This is a genomic window from Candidatus Palauibacter sp. (assembly GCF_965222475.1).
Lineage (GTDB): Bacteria > Gemmatimonadota > Gemmatimonadetes > Palauibacterales > Palauibacteraceae > Palauibacter.
Genome location: NZ_CBDCUB010000001.1, coordinates 341,674 through 359,421, shown reverse-complemented (window position 1 = coordinate 359,421; position 17,748 = coordinate 341,674). Strand labels below are relative to the sequence as shown.

Annotated in this window: 16 protein-coding genes; 1 reads left to right on the top strand and 15 read right to left on the bottom strand. The window is 67.1% G+C overall.

Translation table 11 applies throughout. The features are described 5' to 3' along the window. Window positions 1-9: 9 nt before the first annotated feature. Together ACOQPP_RS01555 and ACOQPP_RS01550 are read right to left on the bottom strand one after the other, a co-directional pair. Window positions 10-1,620 carry an acyl-CoA carboxylase subunit beta gene (locus tag ACOQPP_RS01555; RefSeq protein WP_419164103.1) on the bottom strand — a complete coding sequence of 537 codons (1,611 nt, stop codon included), beginning with the start codon at window positions 1,618-1,620 and terminating at the stop codon, window positions 10-12. A 10-nt stretch (window positions 1,621-1,630) separates the two neighbouring features. Further along, on the bottom strand, window positions 1,631-2,056 hold the full coding sequence (locus ACOQPP_RS01550; RefSeq protein ID WP_419164129.1) for a cobalamin B12-binding domain-containing protein: 426 nt from the start codon (window positions 2,054-2,056) through the stop codon (window positions 1,631-1,633). Window positions 2,057-2,189: 133 nt separating this feature from the next. On the opposite strand from ACOQPP_RS01550, the gene ACOQPP_RS01545 reads away from it, so the two are divergent. Continuing rightward, window positions 2,190-3,296 carry an AI-2E family transporter gene (locus ACOQPP_RS01545; RefSeq protein WP_419164101.1) on the top strand — a complete coding sequence of 369 codons (1,107 nt, stop codon included), beginning with the start codon at window positions 2,190-2,192 and terminating at the stop codon, window positions 3,294-3,296. A gap of 32 nt (window positions 3,297-3,328) precedes the next feature. Here the strand turns inward: ACOQPP_RS01545 and ACOQPP_RS01540 are convergent, their stop codons facing one another. The 13 genes from ACOQPP_RS01540 to ACOQPP_RS01480 form a co-directional block, all read right to left on the bottom strand. After that, window positions 3,329-6,112 carry a GntG family PLP-dependent aldolase gene (locus ACOQPP_RS01540; RefSeq protein WP_420635750.1) on the bottom strand — a complete coding sequence of 928 codons (2,784 nt, stop codon included), beginning with the start codon at window positions 6,110-6,112 and terminating at the stop codon, window positions 3,329-3,331. A gap of 393 nt (window positions 6,113-6,505) precedes the next feature. Further along, the gene (locus ACOQPP_RS01535) at window positions 6,506-8,479 is read right to left on the bottom strand and encodes an RNA-binding domain-containing protein (protein WP_420635749.1); all 1,974 of its coding nucleotides are present in this window, start codon (window positions 8,477-8,479) and stop codon (window positions 6,506-6,508) included. A 71-nt stretch (window positions 8,480-8,550) separates the two neighbouring features. Beyond that, the gene (locus ACOQPP_RS01530; RefSeq protein WP_419164097.1) at window positions 8,551-9,762 is read right to left on the bottom strand and encodes an aminotransferase class V-fold PLP-dependent enzyme; all 1,212 of its coding nucleotides are present in this window, start codon (window positions 9,760-9,762) and stop codon (window positions 8,551-8,553) included. Window positions 9,763-9,792: 30 nt separating this feature from the next. Next, entirely contained in the window at window positions 9,793-10,989 is a 1,197-nt protein-coding gene (locus ACOQPP_RS01525; RefSeq protein ID WP_419164096.1) for a dicarboxylate/amino acid:cation symporter, read from the bottom strand. Further along, the gene (locus ACOQPP_RS01520) at window positions 10,990-11,406 is read right to left on the bottom strand and encodes a PIN domain-containing protein (RefSeq protein WP_420635748.1); all 417 of its coding nucleotides are present in this window, start codon (window positions 11,404-11,406) and stop codon (window positions 10,990-10,992) included. It abuts the gene before it with no gap. Then, window positions 11,393-11,683, bottom strand: a complete 291-nt coding sequence (locus tag ACOQPP_RS01515; RefSeq protein ID WP_420635747.1) for a hypothetical protein — start codon at window positions 11,681-11,683, stop codon at window positions 11,393-11,395. Before ACOQPP_RS01515 ends, ACOQPP_RS01520 begins: the two co-directional genes overlap by 14 nt. A 99-nt stretch (window positions 11,684-11,782) precedes the next feature. Then, a complete protein-coding gene (locus ACOQPP_RS01510; RefSeq protein ID WP_420635746.1) occupies window positions 11,783-12,850 on the bottom strand; it encodes a 6-bladed beta-propeller in 1,068 nt (355 codons plus the stop codon). Window positions 12,851-12,878: 28 nt separating this feature from the next. Beyond that, entirely contained in the window at window positions 12,879-13,028 is a 150-nt protein-coding gene (locus ACOQPP_RS01505; protein WP_420635745.1) for a hypothetical protein, read from the bottom strand. Next, window positions 13,012-13,743, bottom strand: coding sequence for a restriction endonuclease (locus ACOQPP_RS01500; protein WP_420635744.1), 732 nt, complete (start codon window positions 13,741-13,743; stop codon window positions 13,012-13,014). The genes ACOQPP_RS01505 and ACOQPP_RS01500 overlap by 17 nt, the downstream gene beginning before the upstream one ends. Next, window positions 13,740-14,759, bottom strand: a complete 1,020-nt coding sequence (locus ACOQPP_RS01495; protein ID WP_420635743.1) for a DNA-methyltransferase — start codon at window positions 14,757-14,759, stop codon at window positions 13,740-13,742. The genes ACOQPP_RS01500 and ACOQPP_RS01495 overlap by 4 nt, the downstream gene beginning before the upstream one ends. Beyond that, a complete protein-coding gene (locus tag ACOQPP_RS01490; protein ID WP_420635964.1) occupies window positions 14,756-15,637 on the bottom strand; it encodes an IS1595 family transposase in 882 nt (293 codons plus the stop codon). The genes ACOQPP_RS01495 and ACOQPP_RS01490 overlap by 4 nt, the downstream gene beginning before the upstream one ends. A 361-nt stretch (window positions 15,638-15,998) precedes the next feature. Continuing rightward, on the bottom strand, window positions 15,999-17,147 hold the full coding sequence (locus tag ACOQPP_RS01485) for a 6-bladed beta-propeller (RefSeq protein WP_420635742.1): 1,149 nt from the start codon (window positions 17,145-17,147) through the stop codon (window positions 15,999-16,001). Between the two features lie 85 nt (window positions 17,148-17,232). Continuing rightward, window positions 17,233-17,607: a hypothetical protein gene (locus ACOQPP_RS01480; protein ID WP_419164091.1), complete on the bottom strand. Its 375-nt coding sequence runs from the start codon at window positions 17,605-17,607 to the stop codon at window positions 17,233-17,235. Between the last annotated feature and the right edge of the window lie 141 nt (window positions 17,608-17,748).

The window sequence follows — 17,748 nt, the reverse complement described above, 5'->3', positions numbered from 1 at the left end:
GCCGCCCGGTCACAGGGTGTCGGGGAGGGTGAAGGGGCCGAGGTGCGGGCCCGGGTTGCCGAGCGAACAGCGGAGCGCGAGGGAGAGCGCGGGCCGCGTGTCCTCGGGCGAGAGGATCGCGTCCGCGAACCCGCGCGCGGCGGCGTACTTCGCGTCGAGCTGGTGCTCGTAGTCCTGCCGCGTGCGCTCGATCGCCGCCGCCGTCTCTTCGTCCAGCCCTTCGCCGGAGCCCTCCGCCGCCTCCGCCAGCTTGCGGCCGAAGGCGGCCTGCACGGCGGCCTCCCCCTCCATTACCGCCATCCGTCCCGTCGGCCAGGTGAAGATGAAGTCCGGGTCGAACCCCTGCGCCGCCATCGCGTAGTACCCCGCCCCGCTCGCGTGGTTGACCGTGAGCACGAGCTTGGGCACGCGCGCCGTCGCCATCGACTCGACCATGCGTGCACCCGCCCGGATGATCCCCGACTGCTCCGCCTCCGGGCCCACCATGAACCCGCTCACGTCCTGCACGAAGAGGAGCGGCGTGTCGTGCCGGTCGCAGAGATCCATGAAGTAGGCGACCTTCTCCGCGCTCTCCGTATACACGATGCCGCCGAACTTCGGAGGTTCACCCGCCTCCCCCATGAACATGCCGCGGCGGTTCGCGATCACGCCCACCCGGAAGCCGTCGAGGTGGCCCGTGCCCGTGACCATCTCCGGCGCGTGGTCCGCCTGGAACTCCTCGAACGGCCCCTCGTCGAGGATCGTGGCGAGCACCGCCTCCATGTCGAACGGCTGGCGATGGTCGCCGGGGAGGAGCGCGTAGGCCTCCTCGGGGGGGCGCGGCGGATCCCGCGGCTCGACGGCGGGACCCGTGCGGCCCGCGGGCGGGAGCCCCTCCACCAGCGAGCGCAGCTTCTCGATGCACGCCGGGTCGTCCGCCACCCGGTAGTGCGCGACACCGCTCACCCGGTTGTGCATCAGCGCCCCGCCCAGGTCCTCCGCCTCGACCTCCTGCCCCGTCGCCCCCTTCACGAGGTTGGGCCCGCCGAGCCCCATGAAGCTCGTCCCCTCGACCATCACGATCACGTCGGAGAGCGCCGGCAGGTAGGCGCCGCCCGCGATGCACTGGCCCATGACGGCGGAGAGCTGCGGCACCTCGAGGTAGTGCCGCATGATCGAGTTGTAGTAGAAGATGCGGCTCGCGCCGTACTGGCCCGGGAACACGCCGCCCTGATACGGGAGGTTCACGCCGGCCGAGTCGACGAGATACACGATCGGCACGCGGCACCGCATCGCGATCTCCTGGGCGCGGAGAATCTTGGTGATCGTCTCCGGCCACCAGCTGCCCGCCTTCACCGTCTGGTCGTTGGCGACGACGACGACCTCGCGCCCGCACACCTCCCCCACCCCGGTGACGACGCCCGCCGCGGGCGCCTTGCCATCGTACCGGTCATGGGCGATGAGGAGGCCGATCTCGAGGAAGCCGCCCCCGTCGTCGATGAGGAGATCGACCCGTTCGCGGGCCGTGAGCTTGCCCTGCGCGTGCTGCCGCGCGACGCGCTTCTCGCCCCCGCCGCGCTGAATCCGGGCCTCGAGTTCACGCAGTTCCGCGACCAGCGCGCCCATCCGGCTCTCGCTCACGAGTCGGCGGCTATCCCCTCGGCTCGGCCGCTTCGCGCCGGTGCTCCTCGAACCAGGCGCGGATGTACCGGACGGGCTCGGAGGTCGCGGTCCCGGGGCCGAAGAGACGGCCGACCCCCCCCTCCTGGAGCGCCTCCATGTCCTCGCCGGGAATGATCCCGCCCCCGGTGACGAGAACCTCCGCCTGGCCCTGCCCGTCGAGCAGCGCCCTCACCCGCGGGAAGAGCGTCATGTGGGCCCCGGAGAGGATCGAGAGCGCGACCACGTCCACGTCTTCCTGCAGCGCCGTGGCGGCGATCATCTCGGGCGTCTGGTGGAGTCCGGTGTAGATGACCTCCATCCCCGCGTCCTGCAGGGCGGCCGCCATCACCTTCGCGCCGCGGTCGTGGCCGTCCAGACCCGGCTTCGCGACGAGCACCCGGATCTTCCGCTCGATCAAGCGTTCTCCCTCGGTTTTCGGGGTCTCCTGGGGACGCGTCGAAGGTATCGGCGCAACGGCGCGGCCTGCAACGAGGATCGGGGGCATCGCCCCACTTGCTTCGGGCACGTCCCTGCCGCACCCTCGTTCCATGCGCGACGACGCGACACGAGTACACCGGATTCTTCTCAACCTGGCGGCCTTCGTCATCATCATCGCGGGGATGCGAGCGGCCTCGGCGCTCCTCGTCTCCTTCCTGCTCGCGCTGTTTCTCGCCGTCCTGTGCTCGACGCCCCTGCGGTGGATGACGGACCACAAGGTGCCCAAGTTCGTCGCCGTCCTCAGCCTCGTCCTCGTGATCCTGGCCGTGGGAACCGTAATCGGGGGCCTGTTCGGGACCCTCGTCGTCGAACTCGGAAGCACCGAAGCACAGCTGGACAGACTCTTTGCGGAGCAGGTCGAGGCGCTGGAGGTGACGCTCGGAGCCTGGCTGGCCCGTTTCGGGCTCCAGGCGCGCCAGATCGACATCGGCGAACTCCTTTCTCCCAGCTGGCTGCTCGGCTTTCTGCGGCAACTCGTGGAGAACCTCGGGCTGATCCTCGCCAACGGGTTCCTGATCATCCTCACGATGGTCTTCATGCTGCTCGAGGTCTCGAGCTTCCCCACCAAGATGCGCGTCGCGTTCGGCGAGGCGGAGGCGACCGAGGCGCGGGCCAACTTCGGGAAGGTGGGGACGGCGGTCCGTCGCTACGTCGGGCTCAAGACCGTGATCAGCCTCGCGACCGGCCTCTCCGTCATGGGACTCACGGCGCTCCTGGGCATCAGCTACCCGATCCTGTGGGGCGTACTCGCGTTCCTGCTGAACTACGTGCCCAACATCGGGTCCTTCATCGCCGCGGTGCCGGCGGTGCTTCTCGCGTGGCTACAGATCGGGCTCGGCACGGCGCTCGCCGCCGCCGCCGGCTACCTCGTCATCAACATCTTCTGGGCCAACGTCGTCGAGCCCCGGGTCTTGGGGTACAGCGTGGGCCTGTCGACGCTCGTCGTCTTCGCTTCGCTCGTCTTCTGGGCCTGGGTGCTGGGACCGGTGGGGATGCTGCTCTCGGTGCCCCTCACCGTGATGTTCCGGATCGTCCTCGGGACGAGCGAGACGACGCGCTGGATCGCCGTCATGCTGGGCTCCGAGCGTTCCGACGAGATCACGTCCGCGATCGACGCGGAGGTCGCCCTCGCCATGGGGCGATCCGGCGACGCGTAGACCACGCCCGGAAGCCCTCTACGTGGAGCCGTCTACGCCGCGGCGGCGTAGCGGAAGATGTCGAGTGCGCGCTCCACGTCCTCGTCCGTCGTTTGCAGGTGGGGCACGACGCGCAGGTCGCTCCGGCTGTAGGCGTTGAGGAGAACGCGGCCCGCGCCATTCCCCGTCCGACACCGAGTCGCGAAGTCGGGTGCCGCCACGGCCGTGGTCCGGAAGCGGACGATGTTCGTCTCCACGGCCTCCGGATCGACCGCCAGACCGGGGATTTCTGCGAGACCGCGGGCGAGGGTCCTGGCCCGGGCGTGATCCTCGGGCAGGCGGGCGCGGTGGTGCTCGAGGGCGTAGAGGGCGCCGGCCGCGACGATGCCGGCCTGGCGGAAGCCGCCGCCGTAGAGCTGCTTGAAGCGCCGGGCCCGCTCGATGAGATCGCGGGGGCCGGCCAGGGCCGAGCCCAGCGGGGCGCCGAGCGCCTTCGAGAAGCAGACGTTGACGGTGTCGAAGCCCGCCGCGAAGTCCGCCTCGGGGATCCCGGTGGCGGCGGTCGCGTTCCAGAGGCGGGCACCGTCCAGATGCGTGGCGAGGCCGGCCTCGCGCGCGGCGGCGAGCATCTCGCGCTGCAGGTCGAGGGGCCACACGGCGCCGCCCGCGCCGTTGTGCGTGTTCTCGGCGCACACGAGCCGCACGGGCGACTGCATGCGCGCCCGCACGGGCCCCATGTCGATGTTGAGCGCGGCGCGCAGCGTGGCGGCGCCGAACATGCCGCGCGGGCCCTCGAGCGGGCGGACGACGACCCCGGAGATCGGCGACGGCGCACCGGCCTCCCCGAACCAGACGTGCGCGCCGGGGCCGATGAGCACGGTGTCGCCCGGCTCGGTGTGCGTCCGGAGCGCGATCTGGTTGCTCATGGTGCCCGTCGGGACGTACACCGCGTCTTCCTTGCCGAGCAATTCCGCGGTCCGCTGCTCCAGCGCGAGGACGCTCGGGTCGTCGCCGTACGCGTCGTCCCCGACCGGCGCCGCGGCCATCGCCGCCCGCATCGCCTCCGTGGGCCGCGTCACCGTGTCGCTGCGGAGGTCGATCACGGTCCCTGCCCCGGCGCTCACGTGGCGAACAGCGGCGGGCGCCGCAGGTGGTGGTCCGTCGCGTCCTGGACCGCCTTCGCGAGCCGCAGCGTCTCCGCGTCGGCGAACAGCCCTCCGACGAAGGAGATGCTCGTCGGCGTCCCGTCCTCCGAGCGAAATCCGTTCGGGATCACGGCCTGGGGATGCCCCGTGAGGTTCGTGAGGAGGAGCATCGATCCCCCGAAACTCGGGGTGACCACGACGTCGATCCCCTCCATCGCCTGCGCGAAGCGGTGCATGGCGATCGTGCGCGCCCGGTTCGCCTGGATGTATTCGGCCGCGGGGATCATCCGCCGGTGCGCATGTGTTGGGCCGCGCGTTGGGCTGCAGCACGAGCAGGTCTTCGCGTCCGCTCAGGATGAGGTCGTCGAAGGCCGCCCCCTGCTCCGCGCTGAGGATGATCCGCATCGCGTCGTAGGGGAGATCATCGGGGAGTTCGAGCGGCACCGGGTCGATCCCGAGCCCGCGCACGATCTCGAGCGACGTCTCATCGAACGCCTTCCACTCCTCATCCTCGCGCTCCTCCGCGAAGGCGGACGGCACGTACGCGACCCGCAGGTCGGAGAGCGGCCGCTCCGGGTCCCAGTCGAAGGCGACGTCGCGCGCCGTCGGATCCTGGTCGTCCGAGCCCTGGATCGCGTCGAGAACGATCGCGCAGTCCTCCACGCTGCGGCAGATCGGCCCCAGCTTGTCCATCGACCACGAGAGGGCCATCGCCCCCGCCCGGCTCACGCGCCCGAAGGTGGGCCGGAGCCCGGAGGCGCCGCAGCGGGTGGAGGGAGAGACGATCGAGCCCAGCGTCTCGCTCCCGATCGCGAACCCGGCCAGCCCCGCCACGACCGCCGCCGTGGAGCCGGCGGAGGACCCGCTCGACCCCTGCTCCAGGTTCCACGGGTTTCGGGTCAGTCCGCCATACCAGACATCTCCGCGGGCCAGCGCCCCCAGCGTGAGCTTCGCGACGAGCACGGCGCCCGCCTCCTCGAGCCGGCGTCCCACGGTGGAATCCTCGGGGATGTACTGGTCTTCATACGGCTTGGCGCCCCACGTCGTGAGGGTTTCGTCCTCCGAGAGGAGGTCCTTCGCCCCCCAGGGGATCCCGTGCAGCGGACCCCGGTAGTAGCCGCGCGCGATCTCCGCGTCGGCGCGGGCCGCCTGCCGCATGGCGAGCTCCTCGGTGAGCGCGATCACCGCCAGCAGCGTGTCGCCGTGCGCGCTCAGCCGGCCGAGGTACATCTCCGTGAGTTCGGTCGACGTCACCTGCCGGGCGCGGACGAGTTCGGCCAGTTCCGTCACCGGCCGGAAAGCCAGTTCCTCGAGGTCGGCGGGCCGCTCGAGCCCCCGGGGCCGCGTGTAGCGGAAGACGGTCGACGCCGATGGCGCCGGGTAGGATGTCCCCGGGAGCACGGGCTCGAAGTGGAGCGCCGGCACGACGGAGTTCGGCATCCGCATCGTCCGGAGCTGGGCGTAGCGCTCCCGCATCCCGTTCACTTCCTCCACCATGAGGTCGACTTCCTCGTCGCTGAAGTCGAGCCCGGCGACGCGCACGGCGGCGGCGATGTCCGCCCGGGTGACGGCGTCCCGCGCCCCGTTGGTCTGCGCCCACAGCGCCGCCGGAAGCGCGGTCCCTCCCAGCCCCAGCGCCGACAGCGACGCCATGAAGGCGCGGCGATCCAAGGGCGCGGCGCCCGGAGTCATGGAGTCTCTCGCATCGTTCCTGGACACCGCGTCACCCCCTATGCCGGTTGGTTGGTCCCGAAGCATGAGGGTTGAGTGGAAGCGGAGCAATCGCCGAGCAGGGGGCAGCCCGCAGCGGTCGCCCAGCGAGGCGATGTGCGCCCGGAGGGAGTGGGCCTACACGCTTCACGGAGCAGTCTCTCCGTCTCCGCACACGAGTCTCCAGCGGCCACGCATCCGGGCAGATCAGGCACATAGCCGGAGTAACCGTTTGTGGTCTTCTCGATGACGGCCGCGTATTTCAATGCAACTTCATCGGTCCGAGTCCCGCCTGTTTGAGGATACGTTCTTGGCCTTCGGGCCCCAAAACTCCAGTCATCCCGGCATCGCTGACGAGGTCCCCGGTGGGAGACGTCATCGGCCCCGTCCTCGTAATCGCTCTAGTTCCTCGGCGAACCTCGGCTCGTCGGGAGCAAGCGCGACAGCCCTTCGATAGGCCTCCTCCACATCTCGATTCGGCATCTGCAGGAACCGGAGGGTTCGAGCGAGTTCCCTCCAGGCCCAGGCATGGCGAATCGGCGAGGCGTCGAGTCGAATGACTCGCTCCAGCAGTTCCCGGGCCTCCGTGAGGAATCTGCGGCGCGAATCTCGCCGATGCCTCTCATGCGCTTCGCCCGCCAGCCAGATCTTGGTCTGGGCAAACTCGAGGAGCGCGCGAGGGTCGGCATACACTGCATCTCCCGCGCTCTCGAAGTAGCGGTGAGCAGTCCGCGAGTCCCTTGCGCGCCGAGCGAGAATGGCAGCGTCGATCGCGTCCTGGCCGAACCAAACACCCTTTCTCTGAGCAAGCAGTTGTTTTGCCTTCTCATCCTGATCGGCCTCAAGCAGTACTTCGACGAGCGTGTTCGCGACATGAGCAAGGGCGCTTGCCGGTCCCTCCTCCGAGAAGGAGTCAAGAACATCTTCCGCCCGGCGTACCTCGCCGCGTCTGGCATAGCCCCTTATCAGTTCCGACGCCAGGACTGCGGATGCGGGCTGAGAACGCCACGCGGTTTCGATGCGCCGGAATGCTTCTGCGTGTTCCCCGAGTCCTCGCAGGTGGGCCGCATCACGGATGGCGGACAGCGCAGCATACTCCGGGTGAGCAGGTAGCGTGGCGCGGAAAAAAGTCCGCTGCTCGTCGAAATCGAATCTCGGCGGTGGCGAACCGTTGGCCTCCATCGCCCGGTACACCTTCGGCAATCCCGTAAGCCGACCCTCCGCAAGCCCCAACTCTTTCAGGAACTCTCCGATACGACGATTCCGGGCCGGTACCGGTCGAACCTCCGCGTCTGGGAGCAGATGCCGCAGTTCAATTCCCGGGACCGGCCCTGGGTAGCTAATAATCTCCACTCGTCCCGGATAGAGATGGACTTTGGTGGGTTCCGGCTGGTCCTGGTCGTAGCTGCGGTGATAGACCGCATTCACAAGTGTCTCGCGGAACGCCTGCAGCGGGTAACTCACCCAGCCACGCACCTGGCTGCGGTCTCGCTGTTTCTTCAGATGGTAGGTGGAAAGGTTCTCAAGATAGTTCAGGCAGTCTCGAACCTGGTCGACGAGACCGCCGCCGAATGTGCGTTCCTCCTGCACATCTCCGGCCCGATCCGCTGCGAAGTGGACGACTTCGATCTTCGCCCCGCGGAACCATCGGCCGGCGTCTCTCGAAAAAAACAGCAGCCCCACGTTTCGGGGCGTCTCGTGATCGTTGACCTTGAGAGTAATCCGCATCCGCCGATAGATGTCCGCCTCGCTTCCTTCTTCCAGCAGGCCGCTTCCTATCTCCCGTAAGTACTCGCGGACTTTTGCCTCGCGCAGATCGTCAATCCTCCCATCGGGAGCACGTCGGTCATCCCAAGGGACGCGAGCAGTCTGCTCAATCAACCCTTGGAGCAAGCCTGTCCGCCGTTCGGCGTCCACAGTTTCGGCGCCCAGACGGACCCAATATCGGCGCGACCCATCTCTAGCGGGTGCCCGATGGGGCCGCATGTCACTCCCCGGCGCCCATATCACGAGGATCAGGTGGCCGTCGACCATCTCTGGAGAAAGAACAGGCTGGAAGGCAGGGTCGAGACGGTTGCACTGGCCGCGTATCCACTTCCGTGCGGCGTCGACGGCTTCATCGGAAAGGCCACGCGGAGGGAGGACCGCGCGGCCATCGTGTTCCTCGACCCCGATGACAACGTAGCCGCCGTTCAGGTTGTGGTAGTCGTTCGCGAAGGCGCAGATCGTCCGCAGCACCTGAGGGCCGGTGCGATCCGGATCCCACGACGCCTTGAACTCCACTCGCTCTGACTCGACGCCCCGAAAACGGAGGAGATCGTCAGGGTTGAACGGAAGAATCGTGCTCATGTACTGGTCACCATCGACAGAATGCGTAGACTCCGGAGCAAGGCCGCTGGACCGCGCCGGCCCCGTAGCCTTCACAAGTATCGAGTACTGACCTTCGCAAGATAGCCCCTCCTCGCTCGCCAGTCTCGCGCCGCCTCGACGACACGGCCGATGTCGCTCTGGTCGTTGTAGACGCCGATGGAGAAGCGGAGCATGCCGGTGCGGATCGCGAGGCGGATCCCGGCGGCGGTGAGGTGATCGTAGAGCGAGTTCATGGCGGGGTCGTCGGCCGTATAGTGGCGTCCGCCGCCGCTCTCTCCCACGGAGACGATGTGCGCCAGGTGGGGCCCGGGTCGTCCTCCGACCACCGGGAGGCCGAGTTCAAGCAGTCGGCTCGCCAGGTCGGCCGCCAAACCGCGTACGTGCGCCTCGACGCGCTCGACGCCCCAGTCGAAGAGAAGGTCGAGGGCCGCGGCCGTCGCCGCCGCGCCGAGATAGTTGTAGTTGCCCACATCGAAGCGGAGGGCGCCGGTCCGGAAGCGGAGTTCGTCCTCCGAGTACGCCGTTTCGTGCGCCCCGTCGAGTTCGATCCCGAAGCGCGCCACATGCACGGGCGTCATCGTCTCGGCCAGTTCGCGCCGGACGTACAGAAAGCCGAACCCGTACACCGACAGGAGGGCCTTCTGAGCCGCGACTGCGAGTGCGTCGACGCCCAACTCGCCGACGTCGGTGTGGTGCGCCCCGATCGACTGCGCGGCGTCCACCAGCGTCAGTGCCCCGACCTTCCGGGCCGCCGTCGCGATCGCCTTCATGTCGGTCACGAATCCCGGGGCGAACGTGATGCTGGGAAGCGTCACGAGCCGGGTGCGTTCGTCCATCGCCGCGCCCATCGCCGCAACCGGGATATGCCCGTCCTCCGGGGCGACCGACCGGACCTCGATGCCGTGCGAGCGGGCCAGACTGTACCAGAGATAGATGTTGTTCGGGTGCTCCAGCGCGGGACACAGCACCACGTTGTCCCCGGCCCGCCACGGGAGGCTCGCGCCGAACAGGTTGAGGCCGTCGGAGACATTCTTGGTGATCGCGACCTCTTCCGGCTCCGCGCCGATCAGCGACGCGAACGAGGACCGCGCGCGATTGACGGTCGCCACCATCTCGGCCTTGTCGCCCCGGCCCGATGTCCGCCCGGCCAGGTGCCGCTCGGTGGCCGCTCGCACGGGCACGGCCATCAGAGAATTCGCCGAGATGTCGAAGTAGGGCTGCTCGCTCGCGCCGGGGAACAGGGCTCTGACTTCCGGATTCATAACGCCTCGGGGTTCATCTCGGGGCGGGCCTCAGCTCCGCCTGGCTTCGGAGCGGGCGACGATCGACGCGCCGACCATGTCGCCCATGATGTTCACGGTCGTGTTGCCGATGTCCACCAGACGGTAGATGCCGCCCACGATCGCCGCGACCTCGATGGGGAGGTTGAGCGCCTGCACGTAGACGAGCGCGACCACGAAACCGCCGCCCGGGACCCCGCCAGTCCCGTGCGAGAGCAGGAGACCAAGGAGCAGGATCGTGACGAAGTCCGCCGGTGCGAACGCGACGCCGGCCGCCTGCGCCGTGAAGAGAAGGACCGCCCCGAGCATGACCGAGGTCCCGTCCTTGTTGAGCTGCGCCCCCAACGGGAGGGCGAAGGAATACACGCCGCGCGGGAGCCCCAGCCGACCGGCCGTCTCCATCCCGGCGGAGAGCGAGGCGAGGCTGGACGTGGTGGCGGCCGTCGTGGCCCACAGCGAGCCCGTGGCGCGCAGGAAGCGCGCGGGGCGGAAGTCGCTGAAGAACCTGAGGAGGAGCATGTACCCGGCCACGATGATGAGTTGCGCGCCCCACAGTCCCGCGAGGAAGCGTGCCATGGGGCCGATCAATTCCGCCCCGTAGCGGCCCACCGTGACCGCGGCGAGGGCGCCGATCCCGATCGGGGCCGTCCAGAGGATCATGTACACGAGCCGCCGGAAGAGGCGCGCCGCGTCCTCGTAGAAGGTGGCAAGGCGTTCGCGGGGGCCCTCCCGCAGCGCCAGCGTCGCGACGCCCAGCAGCAGCGCGAGGACGACCAGTTGCACCACGTTCCCGTCGCCGAACGCCCGGAACACATTCGTCGGAATCATGTCGAGAAGGACGTCCGCCACGGAGGGTGCCTCGCCCACCGGCCCCGCGACCTGCTCCGCCGCCGACCCCGTGAGCCGCATCCCGTCGCCGGGGCGGAGGAGGGCGACCGCCCCCAGCCCCAGAGAGAGAGCGATGAGTTCCGTCGCGAGGAAGTAGCCGATGGTCTTCCCGGCGAGCCGCCCCAGCGTGCGCGTGTCGGCGAGGGAAGTCAGCCCCGCGAGGAGGTTGAAGAAGACGAGCGGCGCGGCGGCCAAGACCAGAAGGGTGATGAACAGGTCGCCGAGCGGCTGGATCGCGGCGGCGCGCTGACCGAGGACCGCGCCCAGGGCGACGCCGGCGAGCATGCCGATGAGGATGCGCCCGCCCGGGCCGAGCTTCATTCAGCGCGCTTCGGCGAACGGATTGATGACTCGCAGACCGCCGTAGTCCTGTTCGGCGCTCAAGTCTTCCGAGTACACGACATCGCAGCCGCGGGCGCGGGCCGCGGCCAGAATCGCGCCATCCCAGTACGACAGTTGGAAGCGCCGACTGATGCCGGCGGCGGCGCGGAACAGGTCGAACGTGATCTCCTGGATGGGAAAACGTTCGAGCGATTCGATGAACCTCAACGCCTGCGAGGGTGTCAGGGCCTGTGGCCGGCTGGGTCTGGTAACCTGATGGTAGAACTCCTGCAGGACCTGCACGGACAGGGTCAGGTCCTTGCGGTCCAATAGATCGTTGGCCGCACGACACTTCTCGTCTTCCCCGGGAGAGGGGCTTACCGCATAGATCAGAACGTTCGTATCAACGAAGCGCACGACGCTCGTAGAGTTCTTCGCGGGAAACGTTGTCCGACGCCCGGAATCCGCCGCGCGTGGCGCGAATGTCGTCCAGCAGTTCCTCTCGGATCCTTCGGCTGCGCTCGCGGGGCGTCTCCGCGACCTGGGACGTCCGGCCGACGGACGCACCACGCTCCCCGGCAAGATCTCTCAGGTACTCCCTCACGAGTGCCGAAACCGACGTATCCAACTCCGCGGCCCGGATGCGCGCCAGCCGATGCGTCTCCTCATCCACGGATACGGTAATATTCCTCATGGACACAGTCTCGCAGTTAATGTGACCCACAGCGTACGGATTCGCACGAAGCGGCGCAATGAGCCGGAAGGAGTACGCCTACGACGAGGTTGGCTTGAGTTACGGTCTCTGTTCGAAACGCACGCGAGCCGCGCGCTGGACGCCGAGCGAGTCCGTGGTCGTGCCGTACAGCATCGTCTCCGTAACCCAGGGGATCGGCCCCGGCCGCACGCGGCTCGGCCAGCGGTACCTCGCCACGAGCGTGTCCCCCTCGTAGACGTCCGCCTCGATGATCTCGGCCCCGTCCGCCGCTGTCTTCTGAACCCACAACCGACCCACGCGGTCGAAGAAGAGCGCGGCAAGCGGCGGTTTGCTGTCCGGGACATCGAACATCGGCGCGTCGACGTTGCCGTATTCCATATCCTGTTCCAGGCGTCCCCGAGCATATTCCATTTCGTCCGCGCTGAGGGGCGGGCCCGGCGTGGGCGGACCGGTAAGCTGCGAGATGGCACCATCGGGACCGTGAAGTTCGACCTCATACGCGGAACTCGCGGCGGTCGCCCACACGCCCTCCGGACCGCCGTACGCCCGCAGCCACTCGGGCCCGTAGGGCCGATAGAAGAACAGGAAACCTGAACGGCCGTTGCTTTCGGTCTCCACGGTCCTTCGCGCCTCCGCAGCGGCCGCGGGTTCCAGCACCTCGACCGTGTCGGCGCTCCCGTCGGGATTGATGTGAAGGCGCCCCTCGACGAACCGTCCGTCCGACCCCGGCAGCAAGCCCAGATCGATGATCCGCCCATCGGCGTCGAAGGCGACGGGGTACGCGCCCAACTGCCCGGCAGCGAGTCGCCTCACGGCGCGCACGTAGCGCGCCCCGGAATCCTCCAACTCGAATACTGTGTAGCGTGGCCGCTCGCGCACCCACAACTCGCCGTCGGGTGAGAAGCCGACACAGCATGGGAACCTGAACTCGCCAGGCCCGTCCCCTTCACCGCCGAGGTGAAAGAGAAAGTTCCCATCGGGATCGAAGACCCTCACTTCATGAGCACGACTGTCGGTCACCAGAATCCGCCCCAGCGGATCGGCGGCCACGGAGAAGATGTAGCTGAACAGGTAGGGATCATCCCCATCGATTTGGGAATTATATCCTTCGCTTGACGGAGCATGGGCCGGGAGCGACCCGGCCACGGCACCAAAATCCTGCTTGGGGGTGGCGTCACTTCGTGGTGGGCGGGGCCCGCTGGAGCGGCTTGCCGTTATCCTTCGCCGGGCGCGGGGTCATGATGACCTTCGCGACCTCCTCGGGCGTCCGGCCCAGATAGCGCGGGTTGCTGGAAGGCTCATCGTTCTTAGTTGGCTTCGTCATTTCCGGATTCCGTCAATGTTTGGTTCAGGCCTTCGCGCCAAGTGTCGAAATCGTACCACCCGCAGCCGACGCAGCCTTTGGCGTCTTGCTTGTTGTCCGGTTCCCATCTATCAGAACCGGCGTAGAAAAAGCGGATGCCAAATGGAGTGCCGCGCTTGCCGGATTGATAGCATCGCTCGCACGCGCGGCTCTTGAGAAGATTATGGCTAACGCTACCATTTGACTTTTTCAGCAACTGAAAGTTAGCCTGAACATCCCCATCGGTCATGTCTGCGTAGCGTGTCAGATCAGCGACGGTATCGGGGCTCCACCGTATCATCGGGAGTTTGTGGTCAACCGTGAGTTGAGCCGGGGTTCGTTCCGTCTGCTCAATGATATCGCGATTCCCCAACAACGCCACTACCCGGCGTCTGAATGCCGTCGGCATCCCTGCCCCAGTCGTGTTGGGATGCCAAGCCCCTTCCCATTTGTCTTGCCGCGTCTTCTTATCGCATTGGATGCACAGATGGTCATCGCTTGAGATGACCATTCCGGGCCGACTAATCGTCCCGCGCTGTAAGCCTTGGATTCCAGAGCCGCCCGCTATCTGTGTCGTGCGGACGTGGCCGTACTCGCATCCTCGACAATGCCACTCCATATCCTTGAGAATGCGGAACACCTTGTAGATCTTGGTTTCCGTATCAAACGTCGCCGCGAACTCATCTAACCCCATCACGGGATGAGGCTCACGCTGTTGACGATCCGCGCGCAAGCGCTGTGATAGATCGTCGGGTCTTTCTCGTATGCCAGAGCTTGCCGTCGCAGATTTCGCGCTGCGAGGACGGTCGTTGCGCTTCCAGCGAACGGATCGAACACAAGATCGTCCTCATCGCTGAATAGCGAGATGAACTTCTCGATCAACGGCAAGGGCTTCTGCGTGGGGTGAATCCGGTGCTGCGGCGCGGGCGACTTATATCTGAAAACATTATGCACAACACGGCCATTGAACTTCGTACCGGATCGCTTACCGACAACCAGCGCCTCCCACGCATTGATCGGCTTGTACTTGTGGTTGAATGGGACCGGGTTCGTCTTCTGCCACACGAGTGTTCCAACAGCGACGAAGCGATGATCCTTGAGGATGGCCGAGTATTCGCCGATCTGCGCCTGGGCGCAAAACGTCACGGCCCAGCCCCGCACCTTTGGGAGCACTGCGTCGAGCCATGACGTATCAACCGCGCCGTCCCAGTCGCCAAACGAGCCTTTGGGCATGATGAAATCCGCGCCGTTCTTTCGTAGCCTGCGGGGTACTTGATTCTCGCAGGTGTACGGACGACTAATGCCGTAGGGGGGATCGGTGAGCAACAGGTCAACGGAAAGAGGGTCTAGCTCGCTCGTGCCAACCAGCCCGTCCCCTAGTCGAAACTCATAGCTGTCTCCAATGAGATTGGCCGCACCGACCGGCACGGGCTCGTCTGCGTTGCGAAGGGCTGATCGCAGTCGCTCGACAACCCGCTCCGGTTCTGTAGCCTCCACAAGGGTGGCATCGGCAGTGATGAGAAGGTGTCCAAGGATTACCGACACCCTACCACTGGGTCTGGTCTCGATCTGGATCGCCCAAGCATCGCGATCCGGACTGTACTCCGGTTGGCCATGAAGCAACTGCTTCCGGTGAACCGGGAAGCTCCGCGATATCCAATCGTTCACGGCCGCGCGGATCTTGATCTTCCGCTCAACGGTGAGCGGCGTCACTTGGCGACCAGTTCCCGGTATGTGAGCCGCTTGCCCATGAACCCGGCAACGACGGCGCACATCTGGTCGATGGTGTCGAGGTCGCGCTGCCCGTGACGCCCGGCGAACTCGTTGACGTAGCGCTGAAGGTGCTTGGGGCTCATCTGGTGGTAGACGCCGTGGTAGCCGCGCTTCAGCATGGCCCAAAACGACTCGACGCCGTTGGTCGAGGCCATGCCCCGGACGTACTCGCCAACTGAGTGCTTGACCGTCTCGTGCTCGTAGCGTCCCCCGAGTTGCTCGTAGCCGCCGTGTTCGTCGGTGTAGACGGTTGACCCCTCTTCGGTATGCGCTAGGACGATCCCCGTCAAGGTCTCGCCGTCCACCCGGTCCACCACATGGGCCGCTACCTTGTTGCTAGCACGGTCCTTGACGCCCACGACCGGAGTCTTGCCGACCGGCCCTCGACCGGCGTTGAGCTTCTTGTTAGCGTGCTTGTTCTTCTCCAACCCGCCGAAGTACGCCTCGTCCACTTCGACCGGGCCGACGAACGGCGCGATGTTGTGGTCCCACGTCTCGCGGATGCGGTGGAGCATGAACCACGCGGCCTTCTGGCCGATCCCGAGATCGCGGTGCAGCTTCATGCTGGAGACGCCCTTCAGGTTCGTCACTTCGAGGTAGATCCCAAACGCCCAGTTCTGGAGGCTGATATGCGAATGGGACATCACCGTTCCGGTGCGGATCGAGAAGTAGCCCCGGCAATCCCGGCAGCGGTAGGGCATCGGCTTGCCGCTCTTGACCCGGTGCGTGTTGACCGAGCCGCACTTGCCGCAGAACCGCCCAGACGCCCAGATCACGCCCTCGAACCACTCCGCGGCCGCTGCCTCGTTCGGGAACATCCGCGTGAGTTGGGCCAGCGTGATGCCCTTGCGGTGCGACTTGCCGGGGCCGGTGTGGGGAGTCTTCAGTTCGTTCGTTTCGGTCATCTTTGGGGCCTCCGCTCCGTTTCTCATCCTATTGAAGTATAAGCACTTGAGAGCGGTTTGTCAAGCGAAGGATATAATTCCCATCGATTTCCCCGATCTCGAGGTCGACGAACCCCTCGAAGGTCGGGACAGCCGGGACATCGGCCTCCGGCGCGGGCGCGTCGCCCCCGGCGCAGGCCCCCGTGCAGAAGAGGATCGCACTCCACGTTCCGACTCGGCTTGGTCGTCGTTTGCTCACTGGTCTCCTCGTGCGGTCGTTACGGCCCGGCCGGAGTCACGGGCTCCGATCGAAGCGTACGCGGGCGGCCCGCTCGACGCCGAGTTCGTCCGTCGTCGTGCCGTACAGGGCCGTCTCCGTGGCCCAGGGCACGGACCCCGGGTTCACTCGGCTCGGCCAGCGGTAGCGCGCGACGAGGGTCGTCCCCTCGTAGACGTCCGCCTCGACCATCCCCTCTCCGTCCGGGGCCGACTTCTCGATCCACAGCCGCCCCGCCTGATCGAAGAAGAGATCGGCGAGCGGCGCCTTGGTTTCCGGTATCTCGAACGCGGGTTCGTCGAGGTTGCCGCGCTCCATGTCTCGCTCCAGGCGGCCCCGGGCGTCCTCCTGCTCCTCGGGGCTGAGGGGCGGGCCCGCGCCGGGCGCGCCCGTGATCTGCATCGCGGAACCGTCGGCCCCGTGAAGTTCGACCGCGTAGGTGGAGCTCGCAGCGCTGGCCCATGCGCCCCCGGGCCCGTGCGCGTGCTGCCAGAGGGGCCCGAACGGCTGATAGAGGTACAGTTCCCCCCGGAAGCCATTGAACTCGATCGCCACCGTCCTGTGCCCCTGCGCCGCCGCCTCCGGTTCGCGCAGCACAACGGTATCCGCGCTCCCGTCCGCGTTCACATGGAGGCGGCCGTAGGCGAACCTTCCGTCCGAATCCGGGAGCGAGCCGATATCGACGAGCCGCCCGGCGGCGTCGAAGGTGACGGGGGCGGCGCCTCCCTGCCCGCCGAAGAGCCGCCTCTGGACGCGCAGATAGATGGCGGCCGCGTCGCCCAGTTCGAAGGCCGTGTAGCGCGCCTCCTGGCGCACCCACAGTTCGCCCTCGGGCGAGAACCCCAGACAGCACGGATTCCTGAACTCTTCGGGGCCATCCCCTTCCCCGCCGAACCGGAAGAGGAAGAGGCCGCCGGGGTCGAAGACGCGAACCTCGCTCACCCCCCGGTCCGCGACAAGAATCCGCCCGAGCGGATCCGCCGCGACCGAGGCGATCCGGCTGAACAGGTACGCGTCCTCCCCCTCGAGTTCGCCGATCTCGAGGTCCACCGTCCCCTCGAAGGTGGGGACATCGGCCTCCGGCGCGGGCGCGTCGCCTCCGGCGCAGGCCGCGGTCGAGAAAAGGACTGCGCCCCAGATCCCGATCCGGATCGAATCTCCGGTCATGAGAAAGCTCCTTGCGCGCTCGAACCCTCGGCCGTCCCCCCGTCCCCTGAAGGTGGGCGTCGGCCGCAAGACAGGTGGTCCCTCCCTACGGCCGGCGACGGGGCGGAGTTCCAAGCTCTCGCGCCTCCTCGTCATGGCAACTGAAGTAACCGGCCCCGGCTCCGGCCAGGGTCATGATGAACACCAACCCCCAGTCCACCCACGATTCGCCATCCTGCGCCGCGAGATGCGACTCAAGGGTCGGTTCCCGGGTGTCATTCAGCGCCAACCCACCCCATGCGCCGACCGGTGTCGCCAAGAACTGGCTGGCCTGGACGGACGGGGGCGGGGCGACGGCCTCGGCGAGGCGAGTTTCCGCCGCCACGAGGGTCTGGCCCTGGAGATCGGGACCTGGAGACGGCCACCGCGAGCAGGGGGCGATCCCCCACCGAAGTCCAGAGAGCCAACGGGAGTGCTTCATGGCTTCACCCTCCGGTTAGTCCCTGTTCGCTGCGCTACACAGGAGAACTGCTGGACGGCGTCCGCTCCAATCTGCGCCCGGTTCGAGGTGGGGGGAAAGAGCGTAACTATATGAATGAAAGGCACATCAGACGGTTTGGGG